A 16712-nucleotide genomic window follows, 5' to 3' on the forward strand; every position below is an offset into this window, starting at 1 on the left:
AATTACTGAAAATTTATGCGATTAATCTTCAAAGAAATTCTCCACAGAAAGCTGAACTTTTCCCTTTCCCTTTTGGCCATGATGACGGCCATAGGATTGTTTGTGGCTTTTTTTACGATGACGAACGCCTCTATTTTTGAGACCAGGCGTCTGACCCGCGATATGGGATTTAACTTGCGAATCATCCCTTCCGGTACCGATATGAACGACTTTTGGCTGAAGGGATTCTCGGAAGAAACCATGCCTGAGGAGTATGTAAACCAGCTGGCTCAACACAAAGATATCCTGTATGCGCACGTCACAGCCACCTTACACAAGCGGATAAACTGGCAAGACGCAGAGGTCATATTAACAGGGCTTTCGCCCGAGCTGGAACCCTCAGGAGCCAAAAAAGCCCCGATGCTTTTTCAGTTGCATCCGGGCACGGTGAGCCTGGGCTATGAACTGGCCCAACGGGAAGGCTTGCACAAAGGAGATTCCATCGTGTTGTTTGGTCAAAAATTCGAAGTGCAAAGCACCTTGGCCGAAACCGGAAGCAGCGATGATATCCGCATTTATCTGGAATTGGGAGAATTGCAAAAGCTAGTCAATATGGAAGGGCAGATTAACGAGATCAAAGCGATTAATTGCTTGTGCCTGATTGAGGGGAAAGACCCCCTGGACAAGCTACGCGAACAATTGCATTTGGCCTTGCCCGGAGCCAAAGTGACCATGAACCGTACGATTGCCACGGCCCGCGAAAAACAACGCGTAATGACGGAGCAATACTTTGCCAAAATCTTACCGGTGGTTTTGTTAGTCTGTGCCGTCTGGATCGGGGCGATGGCCTGGATCAACGTAAACGACCGTAAACAGGAAATCGGAATTTTGCGGGCCATGGGCTACGGGACGATGGACATTGCCGGTTTGTTTTTGGGAAAAGCCGTGCTCATCGGTTTGATAGGAGCCATCATCGGTTTTGCGGCCGGTAGCGCATTTTCCCTGATGTACGGACCGGACATTTTCGAATTTACAGCTAATAAAATCAAGCCGATTTACAGCTTACTGTTCTGGTCATTGGCTGGGGCTCCGGTATTTGCCAGTTTGGCTTCTTTTTTACCCACAACTATAGCCATTAGCCAAGATCCGGCCGTCACATTGCGGGAAGAATAATGTACAGGGCAGGGGTCGATTGTAAGGATCAGGAATCTTACGAAATAGGGAAAATTTTCAAAATATTGAATTTTAAATTTATGATCACTCAGCCTTCCATCCTTCAGTCCTTCCATCCCTCAATCCTTCAAACTTGTAATGGAAAATGATTAAACTACATCATATCACAAAAAACTATACACTGGGCAAAGACAAGGTGGAAGCCCTGGGACCCATTTCCCTGGAGGTCGGAGCTGGGGAGTTTGTCTTGATCAAAGGGCCCAGCGGCTGTGGGAAAACGACCCTCTTGCTTGCTTTGGGAGGCATGTTGCATCCCAGTGGGGGTTCGGTAGAAGTAGCCGGGCAAAATCTGTATGAATTGTCGGAAAAGGAAAGGGCCCGGTTCCGGGGAGAACAGATAGGTTTTGTTTTTCAAATGTTTCATCTGTTACCGTACCTGACCGTCCTCGAAAATGTACTTTTAAGCAAAAAGCAACAACCGGCCATCAACCGGGACAAAGCGGTGGAATTGCTGATACAGTTGAATATTCAAAACCGGCTCAACCATACTCCGGCCGAACTCAGTGCCGGGGAAAAACAGCGAACTGCGCTGGCCCGGGCCATTCTCAAGCAACCCAAACTTATCCTGGCGGACGAACCTACGGGTAACCTGGATCCCGAAACCGGACAAGAAGTGGTCCGTTACCTGGCCCGGTACAGCCAACAAGGAGGAACGGTGGTGATGGTGACCCATGGCGACCAGGCCGATGCCCTGGCCACACGGATTATCCGCCTGAAAAATGGAAAAGTTACGGAAGACCGGAGAAATACTGGGATTAGTATAGAAAGAAGTGTTAAAAAATAGTAGCTCTATGAATCATTGGATTTTACCTGAATACACGATTTTTCTAATAACTCATTCATAATTCACGACTCATTAATTTTCACTAATTTATTTGCAAAACAACTACATGAAACGTCTGATTTATTCCTCACTGTACTTTTGCATAGCCTGGTGGATGCTGAGTGCCTGTCAACAACCTTATCAGGCAGACAATGGCGACTGGCCTATGTACCAACACGATAATTTCAGAAGTGCCAAGTCCGCGCTACAATTGGATATGAGCCGTTTTGGCGAAGCCTGGGTGTATAAATCCAGGCAATATCCTGAGCCGGCCTGGTTTGGCCCGGCCAAATGGGACGCCTGGGCGGACATTCAAGCCTTGCCCTCCATGCGAAATTACGACCCGGTATTCCATCCCATCGTGATTCATGAGCGCATGTATTTCGGTTCCAGTGCCGATGATGGAGTACATTGCCTGAATACCAAAACCGGAAAGGAAGAGTGGGTCTTTTCTACGGAAGCCCCCGTCCGGATTGCTCCGACTTATCACAACGGAAATATCTATTTCGGTTCGGACGATGGCTATGCTTACTGCGTGAATGCGGAAGACGGTGAACTTATTTGGAAAGTGAATCCGGTGGAGGAAGCCCGGCAAATACTCTTTAACGACCGCTTGATCTCTCTCTGGCCTATTCGAACCGGAGTGATTGTAGAGGACAACATTGCGTATTTTGGCGCTTCCATGATGCCCTGGAAAACCTCTTATCTCTGTGCAGTCAATGCAGCTACCGGAAAAATAGACGGAAAAGGAACATTTATCAAAGAATACGAAGATTTATCCCTGGAAGGCCCCTTGGTTTCCTCTGGTGAAAAACTGATTATCCCGCAAGGAAGAATCTCTCCTTTCTTATTCGATCGCGCCACCGGGGATAAGATCGGACAACTTCCCGGAAGTGGTGGTTGTTTTGTTTTGGTCACCCCCGAAAAACATATTGTACATACCCCTACCAGCCGGAAGAAAAGTATTTCCATCACCGGCAGTCTGGATGAGCCTTCCCTGATGACTTATGAGTATGGCAAGGCGATGGTGGTGTCGGGCGATACGGCTTTTATCCTTTCCGATTATGCGATTTCGGCTTTTAGCCGCACCGAAAAAAAGACGATCTGGACCAATAAAACCTACAATGCTTTAAGTATTGTACAAGGTGGGGATGTGATTTATGCTGGGGGTATTGACACGGTGTACGCCATCAATGCCAGAAACGGCCGTGCTCTTTGGAAAAATCCGGTAAAAGGTCTGGCTTTTGGCTTGGCTTTGGCCGACAGTGCACTGTTTGCCAGTACCCACGAAGGGCAGATTTATTGTTTCCGGGAAAATATCACTACTCATAACTCGCTGTATGCCGGGGCGATGAATGCCGCGGCAGCTCCGGTACCGGTGGAAGAGCAAGACGGCTTGCCGAAGGTAACTTTCGAATCGGTGGACGAAGTGATTTTAGGAAAAAGAGGCGGCTCCTACGAGCTGGAAACCGGGCCCTATGTGCAGTATTTGTCCAAAGACAAAGTCGAAATCACCTGGCATACCACCAAGCCTTCTCCTACTTTTATCAAGTACGGTATGGATACCACCGATGTGATGATCCAGGATGAAATGTTGAAAACTTCGCATAAAGTCGTTTTATCCGACCTTAGAAAAAACTACGTGTATTTCTATCAGGTAGGCGTACAATTCGAAGAAGAAAATGCCACTACCTGGACACAGGAGTTTGAGTTGGATAACTTCTTTAATTACTATCAATTTACTTTCAACGAAGAAGACCGTCCTTTTGAAAAGGATGAAAACCTGGCGAATACCGCTGCGAAAATGTTGGAAACCTCCGGCTTGATTGACGGTATCGGAGTAATGTATGGTTTGGGAGACGGACAATTGGCTTTTGAACTGGCCATACAAAGCGACCTCAACATCATTGTCTTTGATACCCGTAAAAGTGCGGTGGAAAAATTAAGACAGCAATTACAAAATGCCGGTGTTTATGGTAAGCGCCTCTCTGTCAGGCATGTGGGAAGTTATCAACAACCCTTTATTCCCAGTGAATTTGCCAATTTGGTGATCGTACAGGAAAAAGGGGCTAAAGTAGCAGAGGAGGCTCAACGGGTATTGGCCCCCAAAGGAACCGCTTTTTATGCCCCGGATGCCGGCCCTAAAACAGCCATGGCTACGCTTCATACCTCCACGGTAGAAGAACCTTTATTGAAAAGTTGGGATAAATTTCAAAAACCGGAAATTGATGGGGCCGGAGAATGGTCGCACCAATACGGCAATCCGGATAATTCCAACTTCGGAGGGGAAAGCTTGTGGGGGACCACCACGGCTGAAGATTTCGAAATCCAATGGGTAGGGCGTCCCGGGCCACGATTCCAGGCCGACCGCTCCGGACGAAAGACCTCTCCTCTGGCAACCAACGGTCGCTTATTTGTACAAGGCTTGAAGCGTATTGGGGCGATTGATATGTACAATGGCCGCTTTTTATGGGTCAACAGCATGCCAGGCTTTATGCGCTATAACATGCCCCGCGATTGCAGCAACTGGTGTGCGGATGAGAACTATCTGTATACGGTGTTGAAAAGCAAATGCTATCAACTTGATGCCGCTACCGGAAAAGTGATTGCCTTGTTGGATGTAGTGCCTAGCCAGGCGAAAAACTGGGAACAGGAGTGGGGATACCTGGCACAAATCGATAACCAACTGATTGGAAGTGCTCAAAAAGCAGGTGCTTCCTACAAGAAGCTGGCACAGGGATTTGGATGGTATGACGCGGTAGAGGGAGAGGTAACCAAGAAAGTATGTAGTGATAATCTTTTTTCCTTAAATAAAGAAGACGGCAGTACCCAATGGGTGTATGAAAGTCCCGGAGTGATTATCAATCCCACCATCACGATTAGTGATCAACAGACAATTTATGTCGCTGAGGCGCGCCACCCTTCCGCCAAGGCCTCTGACAGTCGTAGATTGGAAGAAGAGCTATGGAAAAACCTGCACCTGACAGCCATCGACCTGAAAACAGGACAGGAAAAATGGTCGAGACCTTTGGAAGTAGTGCCTGGCAAATCCGTTTTTTATCTTTTGTACAGTAACGGCATGTTGGTGGCTTCTTCCTCTGCGGATGAGACATACTATGTATATGGTTTAAAGGCGGAGAATGGGGAAAAAGTATGGGAACAAACGGTACCTTGGAAGTACGGAGGACACCACGGGGGCCATATGCAAAAGCCGGCTATTTTTAATAATAAAGTTCTTTCAAAGCCTTACTTATTCGATCTGTTTACAGGTGAAAAATTAGAAACGGAGTTGCCTAAGAACGGGCATGGCTGCGGTTCGTATGCCTGTACGGAACAAAGTGTATTCTACCGGGGAGGAAGCGTGACCATGTGGAATGCCGAAACTACGGATGTTTCCGACTGGAACCGCCTGCGACCGGATTGTTGGATCAGTACGATTCCGGCCGGGGGAATGGTTCTATCACCTGAAGGCGGAGGAGGCTGTAGTTGCGGAAGCTGGCTGGAAACCTCCATGGCTTTTGCTCCGAAATACCGCGCCCCGGTCATGATTGATTCCAGAGGGGTTAGCCAATTTATAGATTCCTTACAATTGACTTTAAAAGTAAAAGAAGGTGTAAAAGGTACTTTGCGCTATACTTTGGATGGCAGTTTGCCTACCGAAGCGTCCTCCGAATACACCAAACCTTTCGAGATCGAATACACCACTACAGTCACCGTAGGCTTATTCACAGAAGGAAATCAGAAACCTTTACTTCGTAGCAAAACGTTTACCCGCTTATTTCCGGAACCGGAAATCAAACCTCTTCCGGCCATTAAAAACGGGACCCGTGAAATTGAGCTTTCACACAAAGGCATTACCGGAACCATCCGCTACACTACTGACGGCTCTGAGCCTACCACAGCCGCTGAGGTATATGAAAAACCGGTGGTAATTCAGGGAAAAACAGTATTAAAGGCCAAGGTTTTCTGGAAAGACCCTAAAGGGAAAATTTACGAAAGTGCCCTTACGGAAAAAGAACTGGAAGTACCGGTATTGCGCAGCGCCAGCACCGTAGAAACCCAGCCGGGGATCCGTTTTGAATACTTCGAAGGATCGTTTAAAAAGCTTCCTGACTTTAGCGAACTCCCTGTATTGAAAAGTGGGGTACAGGCCCAGGTGGATCATACGCCTCGCCAACGGGATGTCAAATACGCCTTGCGATTTACAGGCTATATCGAGGTGCCGGAAGACGGGGTCTATCACTTTTTTACCCAAAGTGACGATGCCAGTGCCGTGTATATCGGTGATGAAAAGGTAGTGGACCATGACGGAAGTCACGGGGCTTCGGAAAAATCCGGGTCAATAGCGCTGGCCAAGGGACTTCACCCGATTACGGTAACTCACTATCAGGGTACGGGAGGACAGTTGTTAAACTTGTCTTACGAAGGACCGGGCCTGGAAAAACAAGTGGTTCCGGCAACGGCTTTGTCTCATCAGTCATTGGCACAATAGGCCTGTTAAACCTTCCAGGTTTTCAAAACCTGGAAGGTTTCCAAACCCAAAATCAAACAATCTCATGATGCACTCCAGATATTTCAAACCCGCCTTGCTTTTGTTGGCTTTGCTCAGCATGGCTTGCCGGTTCAATGTGCGGGAGATAGGCTTTGCCGAGCTTTCGCCTGACCCCTATGTACTGTATTATTTTTACAATCAAAAGACAGCCGGTCAAACGGTCAGCACTTTTGAAAAACAAGCCAAACAGCTTTTCAACTATAGTAATATCAAAGTCAAAGCGATTGACGTGGATATGGAATCTGCCGACCGGGCGATTCAATACCTGAGCAATCAAAAGACCTTTCCCCAGGCAGTGCTGTTGGCCCCTGACGGAAGAATCCGCCAGGTGGAATTGGCAGAAGGTGCTGAAACGGCTTTAAAATCCCTGATAATTTCGCCCCTCCGGGAGGAGATCCTGGCCAATATTGTACAAAAGTACGGGATCGTATTGCTGCTAGAAGGGACGGATGCTGTGCAAAATAAACAAGCGGAACAGGCCATTGAACGACAGTTGGAAGAAATCAAACAGGTGATGGTGCGCATGCCAAAGGTGGTGAAAGAAGGACCGGTGCTGCTCATTGTCAAACAAGATGACTTGGTCAAGGAATCTACCTTACTTTGGAGTTTGGGCATTGATCCCGGCAAAACCTACACCGATCCGCAGGCAGTCATCCTGTACGGCAGAGCGCGGAAGATGGGAGAAGTGCTGAAGGCGAAAGAAATTCAAAGCGATGTGGTGTACAAATTACTTTCCTTGATCGGGGCCGATTGTGAATGTGGGCTGGATCGTAAGTGGATGATGGGACCCCGTATCCCTTTGGAGTGGACACCCGCTACTCAAACCCGCTTAAGTACCCTGTTGAACTTTGATGTGGATAACCCGATGGTGATGGCCGAGATGAGCCAGATCCTGTCCATAGAAGCCAAGAAAAACGGACGATCCGATGGTTTGGGCCTGTTCGAACCCAAAGAAATCAGCCTGAGCGACCAAAGCCTGTCCGAAGCCATTCCCGAAGTGCATTTTGACGAGTCGGATACAGACAATGACGATGAACTTGGAGTAGAGACCTCCATGCTCTCCAATGTTTTTTATGCATTGGGTGTATTGGCTGTGATTGTGATCGGGGGAGGCATTTGGGTGATGATGAAAAAGTGATAATCTATATTCAGATAGCTTATGTAGTGATTTATGGCTAAGATTTGAAAGAATAAAAAAAATCACTTCTTTGTATATGCCGTTGTATTCTTTGTATTTCTAGGGTTAGAAAGCATAATAAAACCATGAAATACAAAGAGTATCAACTGGAAGATTTTTTGGAAGATGAGTACTTCATCAGTTGGGTAAAATATCCCACCAAAGAAAAAGATTACTTCTGGGAAACTTGGCTTGACAAGCACCCCGGTAAGTCAAAAGAAGTGGCCCTTGCCAAAGAAATTATCAATTCGGCCACTTATCAACATACTTTTCAACCGACTGAACAAGAGTTCCTGGAGGTGTTGGAGAATATTCACCGGAAGAAGAAAAGTTTGCGATGGGGACGTAGAAATGTTACCGGGCAACCTCTCCAACGCCTTTATCGTTATGCGGCGGTGTTGGTAATGTTGATCATCGCAGGCCTTGGATATTGGTACATGCTCAGTAGGTTAGGGGAGCCTCCACACAAATCAGTTTATGTACGAAAGGAAGCACTTGCCGGGCAAAAAATCGAATTAACCTTGCCGGATGATTCCAAAGTGAAGTTGAACTCAGAAACAAAGCTCCGTTATCTACAATCCTTTGACCATTCCATCAGAGAAGTATATTTGGAAGGGGAAGCCTATTTTGATGTGACTAGAGACGAAGAAAGGCCATTTGTCATTCATACTGGAGAGATACAAACCAAGGTACTGGGCACTTCTTTTAATATACAGGCTTATCCGGAAGAAAGTGAGATTCAAGTGGCTGTTCGCACCGGAAAGGTACAAGTACATAACAAGGTGGAGACACAGCATCAAAGGAAAACATCCTTGATTTTACATCCCAATGAAATGGCGGTGTACCACAAACAACAGGCGAGCATACAAAAAACAAAGGTGGATATCCGGAAAATACTGGCCTGGAAAGACAACCTGGTTTTGTTTAAAGATGCTGATTTTCCGGAGATTAAATCCATACTAGAGCGCTGGTACAATGTGCAGTTTATCGTTCCTCAAGACCTCAAGGTTACGGAAGAATTTAGCGGAAGCTTTTATAACACCCCTTTGGAAGAGGTGTTGGACGCCTTGAATTACACCTCAACGTATCACTATTCTTTAAAAGACCATCGAGTTATTCTCACCCAAAAATAAGTTGCCTATGAAAGGAAATTACGATTCCGGTTAAACCTGAAAAAGGCCAGGAATCTGCCAATCCCTGGCCTTGCCCGCTGCCAAAATTTGCCCTTCCGGCAAGCGGGCTTCTTAAACAAATGAATGTTTAACAAACGATGATTTAAAAATATGAATTTGAAAATATTAAGACAAATCCTTATGCTCTCAAAGTATATGGTGTACGGGATATGTGTGCAAACTTGGCTATGTACGGTGCTGTTGGCCAATGACGGATTGGCCCAGCAAAAAAGCCTGGAAGACGTCTATATCACTGTGCAACTTCATCAAGTTAAGTTGGAAAAGGCCTTGGAAATCATTAGTTCCAAAACCGACTTTTCTTTTGCGTACAATGGCAAAACCGTAGAGAAAGAGATGCGTGTGACGGCTTCGGTCAACAATCAGTCATTGGCTGTTTTGCTCAGAGACTTATCAAAAAATGCCGGACTACAATTCAAGCGGGTGAATTCTCATATTTATGTGAGTAACAGGAGAAGTTTTGCCCGGCCGGTTATCGAAATTGTTGAAGAGAAACAACAAGAGGTGAACATCAGTGGAAGGGTAACGGATGGCGACAGCGGGGAAGGTTTACCCGGTGTGAGCATTCTGGTAAAAGGAACGAATAAGGGTACTACTACCGATTTTGAAGGGAAGTACTCCATTTCAGCACCTGAAAATGCCACGTTGGTATTCAGCTTTATTGGCTATGAGGCTCAGGAAGTAGTAATAAGTAACCGGAGTCAAATTGACATTGTGTTACAAGCTGACGTATCTGAGTTAGAGGAAGTAGTAGTGGTAGGTTATGGTACACAGAAAAAAGTTAATTTGACCGGGTCGGTAGCCACTATCAGTGCGGAAGAGATCGCCAAACGGCCGGTGACCAATGCCTTTCAAGCCTTACAAGGTACCATGCCCGGTTTGCAAGTCATACAGAATTCGGGAAAGCCCGGTGCCGAGGGATTTAATTTGAATATCCGGGGAATCAACTCTTTTTCCAGTGAAACGAATAATGCTCCTCTCATCCTTATTGACGGAGTAGAAGGCAACCTACAAGATTTGGATCCTGATAATATCGAATCGGTTTCGGTATTGAAAGATGCCTCTTCGGCAGCTATTTATGGTTCACGAGCGGCTAATGGGGTAATTCTGGTGACAACGAAGAAAGGAAGTGGGGGGAAGTTAACAGTGACTTACCATGGAAATATTGGTATTCACAAGGCTACCAGGTTACCGGAGTTGATTACCAATTCCGTAGAATATATGGAGATGTATAACCGGGCTGCCGAAAGCTCCGGGAAAGGTAATTTGGTGCCTGAAGCTTTGTTAGACGAATGGCGGAATGCCGATGATCCGGTTTTATATCCGAATACGGACTGGGTGAATGAGGTGGTCAAAAGTACCACTGTGAAAAGACATCACTTGGGGGTGAGCGGTGCTACAGGCAAAACCAATTATAATATTTCCATTGGTACCTGGAATCAAGATGGGATTGTGATCGGTTCCTGGTTTGAAAAATATACCTTATTTCTCAATTTAGAATCGCGGATCAGTGATAAATTTAAAGTTGGAGGCGGTGCTACAGGACTGTATTCCAAAAGAAGAGAATCCTATAACGGGGATTCGGATATCATGCTGGCAGCCTTTGCTTCACCACCAACGTATGCGCCTTATGTACCCGATGGCAGTGGCCACTATGCTCAAGGAGCCTACAACAACAATCCCGGGGATTACCCTGAATTTGGCCAACCTGCACAAAAAAATCCGGTAGCAGCGGCCTACGAAGGGATCGGTCAACGCAATAACCAATACAATGTCAATATGAATGCCTTTACCGAGTTGAAGCTGCTCAAAGGCTTGACTTGGTTGACAAAAGGCGCGCTAAAATATGATCATGGGTATTTTAAATCCATGCGGCCGGTCGTGCCCACCTACAACTATCGTGATGGCAGAAGGCTTTCCACCCTTGATGGCATCGGCACCACCACGTTAAATGTGGATAATAATTTCAGCACGCATTTTACCGTGTATTCCACGCTAAACTATGAAAAGACTTTTGCCGGTAAACATAATTTGAATGCTATGGCAGGGTTCAGCCAGGAAGAGTATCAATGGCAAAATAATACCTCTAACCGTAAAGACCTGCCTAGTCTGGATATATCCGAAATTAATGCAGGGTCGGCAGAAGGGCAATCTACTACCGGAACCTCTACCGAGTGGGCTACCCGTTCTTGGTTTGGCCGTATTGCGTATAACTATGATGAACGCTATTTGTTGGAAGTCAACCTTCGCTATGATGGCAGCTCCCGGTTTAAAAAAGGAGAAAAATGGGGAGCCTTTCCTTCCGTTTCTGCTGCCTGGCGTATTTCCGAAGAGAATTTTTTGAAGGGAAGTGCCGGGTTGACAAACCTCAAACTGCGCGGATCCTACGGAGTATTGGGAAACCAAAATATAGGAAATTACCCTTACCAAAACCTTATTAATCCCAATTATAGCTATCCGTTTGGCAGCTCTATTTTGCCTGGAGGAACCCTGACTCGTTTAGTAGATCCTCTTATTACTTGGGAGTCTACCCGCATTTTCGATATAGGTTTGGATGCGGAAATCAAGAGCGGCTTGCTTTCCCTCACTGTCGATTATTTTGATAAACGTACGGAGAATATCTTGAGAACGGCCCAGTTACCCGGAAGTGCCGGGCTTGATGCGCCTACCATTAATAGCGGGATCAACCGAAATAAAGGTTGGGAGTTTATCTTAGGTCATAGAAATACTGTGGGTGAGTTTTCGTATGGAGCAACTATCAACCTGGCCATTTACAAAACGGAAGTAGAAAAGCTAGGGGCGGAGGAAATCGGTACTTATACGATCAACCAAGAAGGACAACCGGTGGGTAGCTATTATATGTGGGAGTGGGATGGAATATTCCAAAGTCAGGAAGAAATTGACAATGCGCCCACACAACCCTTTGGGGCTCAACCGGGCGACTTGCGTCTGAAAGACCAAAATGATGATGGCGTTGTGGACGGGGATGACAGAGTCTTGTTTGATGGAGCCCATCCTGATTTTTCTTACGGATTCAATCTGTTTGCAAACTATAAAGGTTTTGATTTCTCGGCATTTTTTCAGGGAGTACAAGGGCGTAAACTGTATATGTTGCGATGGGGAATAGAACCGTTTTCACAAGGAGCCTCAAGTCCTACGGTGAAGTGGAGAAATGCTTGGACAGCAGAAAATCCTTCTACAACTGTTCCCAGAATTTTTTATGGAGAGACCGATCCGAAAAGTGCTACTTCCATGATTAATTCTTATTGGCTGCAAAATGCCTCTTACCTGCGTTTGAAAAATCTTTCCGTTGGTTATACTTTCCCGAAATCCCTTACTGAGAAGTTCTTTGTGGAAAGGTTGCGAGTGTACTTTGCCGGAGAAAATCTATTCACATTAGTGGATGATGGTTTTGAAGGAATTGACCCTGAACGAGCGACCAATACCGGTGATTTGGCCATGTATCCGCAACTGGCAGTATATTCTTTTGGTGTAAATGTTCAATTCTAAATGAAGAAGAATATGAAAATGATAAAAAATACAGGGCTGTTGATGGTTGCTTTTTCCTTCTTGTTAGCAGCTTGTAGTGAAAGCTTTTTAGACCGGAATCCCAAAGACCAACTGTCGGAGTCTACCTTCTGGAAAACGCGACAGGATGCGGAAATGGCTTTGACAGGAGCATATGGCCGCTTACAGGTACCTCATATCGGAGCCCAGGCTTCCGGATGGCCTCCCCCTTCTTTGCCTCACTGGGATGCTATGACGGATAATGCTTACACACAACATGATTACGGCTTTCGTAGTGCTTCCATTGGACAGATAGAGCCAATCTCCGGAGGTGTAATTTCTGATGTGTATTACAGTTGTTACAAAGGGATTTCTGCTTGTAATATCTTTTTGGAAAAAGTAGATGAAATCGAAGGTTTGGATGCCGGTTTGGTAAACCAGTGGAAAGGGGAAGCCCGGTTTCTAAGGGCCTTTTGGTATTACTATTTGACGGAGTTATATGGAGATGTGCCTTTGGTTTTGCAAACACAAACACTGGAAAATGCTTACATCCCTAAAAGCTCAAAGACAGCGATACTGGCCGAAATGTTGAATGATCTGAATTTTGCCATCGAACACCTATCCGATGGACCTTTTTCCGGTCGTGTAGTGAAAGGGTCTGCACTGGCTTTAAAAACGAGAGTATTGCTCTTTAATGAACAGTATACAGAAGCCGCAGCCACTGCAGAAGAACTTGTCAAGGGGAGTCAGTTTTCTTTGGCTGAGGAGTATGAAGGACTTTTCCTGGAACCAGGGCAGGCTAACAATCCGGAGATATTGTTTTCTATCGGCTTTGTCAATCAACCGGGAGAACGTCATTATGTGGACTTGGTATACGGTTGGTGGAATGCTGTACTTCCTATTCAGGATTTCGTAGATGAATTTGAAATGACAGATGGCAAATCCATCGAAGAATCTCCGCTTTACGATCCGGATAATCCTTATGATAATCGCGATCCCCGTCTTGATTATATTGTGCGAGTGCCAGGAGAGCCATGGCCAGTGGGAGTCAATGAAGCCGGGAGAGACTATTGGGATGCAAGCTTGTCGCAGACTTCCTATAGTTTAGATAAATGGGTGGATCCTGCTAAAAATACAATTGCTGCCATGAATGAGTCCGGGACGGATATTGTGCATTTGCGGTTGGCAGACGTATTGTTGATGTATGCCGAAGCCAAAAATGAAGTGGAGGGGCCTGGTGCAGAGGTCTATGAGGCGGTTAACCGGGTAAGGACGCGGCCAAGTGTGGATATGCCTCCTCTGCCGGAAGGCTTGTCAAAAGAGGAAATGAGAAATAGAATTCGTCACGAAAGACGCATTGAACTGGCTTTTGAAGGGATTTACTATTTTGACTTGAAGCGTTGGAAAACGGCCCATATCGAAATTCCCAAAATAATCGATACGGGAACCCAGCAGCCTAGAAATTTCGAAATGAAACATTACTTATGGCCATTACCACAAAGCGAAGTTGACATCAATGATTAGTTGGAGCAAAATCCGGATTATTAAAAGCTGAAATTTAGTAGACTAATTATTCACCTTGAAGTGGTTTAAACGTATAGTTTTTGACCGGAAATGGAATCAAAATCGGCTCATCAAGGCACTTTTTGAAGAGAATAGCCAAAGCTATTGTTGAAAAAAGTAAGACAGAAGAGGCGTTTTTGAAACATTTTTCAGGAAAAAGAAAAAGTTTAATTCACTTCATTAAAAACATGTTTACACCTACCAGGTTTTCGAAATCTGGTAGGTTTTTTTGTGTCCGTACGGATTTTATTCTTTCCCTTGTATATGTCTGCATTTTTCCGGTCTTTATTTTACTAATGAAGTATAGCACTGTTTTCACAAAAAGATATATGAGAAATAAAGTATTATTCATCCTGGTTCACTTCCTGTTTTCATTTCAGATTCAAGCACAACCAACCATTTCCAAGGTGATTGATTTGGAAGAGTACGGTATTCGGGCAAATGCTTTTCAAAATGCCTCTCCGGCTTTGGCAAAAGCTATACAGGACGCTGCCAAGTATGAAAATGCAGTGATCCGTTTTCCCGGTGGCAGGATCGACTTATGGCCGGAAGGGGCAGAGCAAAGAGAGTACTATATTTCCAATGCTACGGAAAGTGATTCGATACCCAAAATCAAAACCATCGGAATGCTTTTCGAAAATATTTCCAACCTTACTTTGGAGGGGAACGGTACACTTATCGTCTGCCATGGTAAGATGGTACATATGGTCATTGATCATTGCCGGAATTTTACAGTAAATGGACTGAGCTTTGATTATGAGCGGCCCACCATGTCGGAAATGGAAATGCTGGAAAAAGGGAAAGATTTTGTCACTGTCCGTATCCATCCGGATTCCAGGTTTGCCATTGAGCAAGGGAAATTGATTTGGTACGGAGAAGGGTGGAAAAGCCGTCATCACCATATGTTGCGTTTCGTTCCCTCAGAAGAAACGATGTATTACGATTCCTGGAAGCCCTTTGCTAATAGTCAAGCAGAAAAAACGGGTCCATTGACTGTAAGGTTCAAAGGAGATTTTTCACAAACGAATTTTCAAAAAGGAGATCTTCTGACCATCCGTGATCCTTATCGTGAAGCTGTAGGGGTCTTGAATACCTTTTCACATCAGGTAACTTTTGAAGATGTGCGCTTGCACTATATGCATGGGCTGGGCATAGTAAGCCAGTTTTCCAAAGATATTACCTTAAAAGGCGTAAAAGTCATGCCCCGGAAGGGTTCAGGTAGAGTAATTGCCGCTTTTGCCGATTGTTTCCATTTCAGCGGTTGTTATGGTAAAATTCAAATTGAAGACTGCCTGGCCTCCGGTTCGCATGATGATCCGGTCAATGTACACGGCACCCATCTGCGGGTAGTGGCGAGTGAAGGAACTCGATTGAAAGTCCGTTTTATGCACCATCAGACCTGGGGCATACAGGCCTTTGAAGCCGGAGATACGATAGCCTATGTGGACAATGCAAATTTGCTAGTGTACGATCGGGCCATCGTAAAGAAAGCCCGGATGCTTTCCCGAAAAGAGATGGAACTGGAGTTGGACAGGCCCGTTCCTAAAGCTTTGAAAGAGAAACATTGTATTGAAAATATTTCCAAATCCCCTGAAGTACTTATCCGGAATAACCGCTTTGAACATACCAATACCCGTGGCTTGTTGATCACCACCCGGAGGAAGGTGTTAGTTGAAAACAATATATTTTTCCGAACGGGCATGCATGCCATTCTCATCGCTAACGATTGTAATTTTTGGTTCGAATCGGGGCCTGTACGGGATGTGACCATTCGCAATAATAAGTTTATCGAATGCGGGTACAACTCTTCTCCTGATAATTATGTAATTGCCATCAAACCGGAAACTCATCGGTTTGTGAAAGGAAAGTATGTACATGAAAATATCCGGATTATAGATAATGAGTTTACCGTATTTGATACCCCCTTGTTATTTGCACGCTCTACCACAGGTCTGGTGTTTAAAGGGAATGAAATTCAAGTCCGTCTTTCGGAAACCTTCCCCCGGAAAAATAAACCCATGTTCTCTTTGACCCATTGTGATGAAGTGCATATTACAGACAATCATTTTGGAGGGGAGACGATCTCCAAAGAATTGTCTCTGCATTCTATGAAAAAGAAACAAATACAATACGCTCCTAAAAAAGAATATACCCTGCTTTATGGAGAATAGACCTTAAAAACCTTCCAGGTTTCTAAAACCTGGAAGGTTTACACATAACAAAAAACGGAAAATGAAAAAACTAACACTCCTGTTCATATTGATTATTCAACTAGTGTTATGTTAATCATTAAATGACGGGTAAAGTCTTTTTAGTTTCACTCTAGATTCCTTGGTGGTAAACTGCCAGTTTATCCGACTTTCTTTGTTGTTGCGGTCATTTTGCCAAGCATTCACCTCTCTGGCGACAGTCTCTTGGTCTCCCATATGCCGGTTCAGGCATTGGCTGTTGAGTACATGGAGTTCTATCTCGGCCATGTTAAGCCAGCTGCCGTGTTTCGGGGTATACACGAACTCGAACCTGTCCCGGATACGCTTGGCTTCGGCAGGCTCAAAGGCCTCGTACAAGGATGAAGGCGAATGGGTTTTGAAATTATCCATCACCAGCGTTATCCTTTCCGCGTCCGGGTACATCTCATCAGCTATCCGTTTGATAAAGGATGCCCAGTCAGCCTTTTTCTTGAAACGG

General features: G+C 45.3%; 9 protein-coding genes. 8 read left to right on the top strand and 1 reads right to left on the bottom strand.

The genetic code is table 11. The annotated features are described in order from the left end of the window. Positions 1–15: 15 nt before the first annotated feature. The 8 genes from AAG747_RS07685 to AAG747_RS07720 all read left to right on the top strand — a co-directional run bounded on the left by AAG747_RS07685 (position 16) and on the right by AAG747_RS07720 (position 16195). Complete coding sequence (locus AAG747_RS07685; RefSeq protein ID WP_346820567.1) at positions 16–1152, top strand: ABC transporter permease; 1137 nt, start codon at positions 16–18, stop codon at positions 1150–1152. A 145-nt stretch (positions 1153–1297) separates the two neighbouring features. Continuing rightward, a complete protein-coding gene (locus AAG747_RS07690; RefSeq protein WP_346820568.1) occupies positions 1298–1996 on the top strand; it encodes an ABC transporter ATP-binding protein in 699 nt (232 codons plus the stop codon). A gap of 106 nt (positions 1997–2102) precedes the next feature. Beyond that, positions 2103–6527 carry an outer membrane protein assembly factor BamB family protein gene (locus AAG747_RS07695; RefSeq protein WP_346820569.1) on the top strand — a complete coding sequence of 1475 codons (4425 nt, stop codon included), beginning with the start codon at positions 2103–2105 and terminating at the stop codon, positions 6525–6527. 64 nt (positions 6528–6591) lie between these two features. Further along, entirely contained in the window at positions 6592–7725 is a 1134-nt protein-coding gene (locus AAG747_RS07700) for a thioredoxin domain-containing protein (protein ID WP_346820570.1), read from the top strand. Between the two features lie 125 nt (positions 7726–7850). Continuing rightward, on the top strand, positions 7851–8897 hold the full coding sequence (locus AAG747_RS07705) for a FecR family protein (RefSeq protein WP_346820571.1): 1047 nt from the start codon (positions 7851–7853) through the stop codon (positions 8895–8897). A gap of 150 nt (positions 8898–9047) precedes the next feature. Further along, positions 9048–12464 carry a TonB-dependent receptor gene (locus AAG747_RS07710; protein WP_346820572.1) on the top strand — a complete coding sequence of 1139 codons (3417 nt, stop codon included), beginning with the start codon at positions 9048–9050 and terminating at the stop codon, positions 12462–12464. 12 nt (positions 12465–12476) lie between these two features. Then, complete coding sequence (locus AAG747_RS07715; RefSeq protein WP_346820573.1) at positions 12477–13985, top strand: RagB/SusD family nutrient uptake outer membrane protein; 1509 nt, start codon at positions 12477–12479, stop codon at positions 13983–13985. Positions 13986–14353: 368 nt separating this feature from the next. Next, positions 14354–16195 carry a right-handed parallel beta-helix repeat-containing protein gene (locus AAG747_RS07720; protein WP_346820574.1) on the top strand — a complete coding sequence of 614 codons (1842 nt, stop codon included), beginning with the start codon at positions 14354–14356 and terminating at the stop codon, positions 16193–16195. A 111-nt stretch (positions 16196–16306) separates the two neighbouring features. Here AAG747_RS07720 and AAG747_RS07725 read toward each other — a convergent pair. Next, on the bottom strand, positions 16307–16712 hold a 406-nt coding region (locus AAG747_RS07725), incomplete at its 5' end, for a transposase (RefSeq protein WP_346820575.1).

This window comes from Rapidithrix thailandica, from assembly GCF_039710355.1.
Taxonomy (GTDB): domain Bacteria; phylum Bacteroidota; class Bacteroidia; order Cytophagales; family Flammeovirgaceae; genus Rapidithrix; species Rapidithrix thailandica.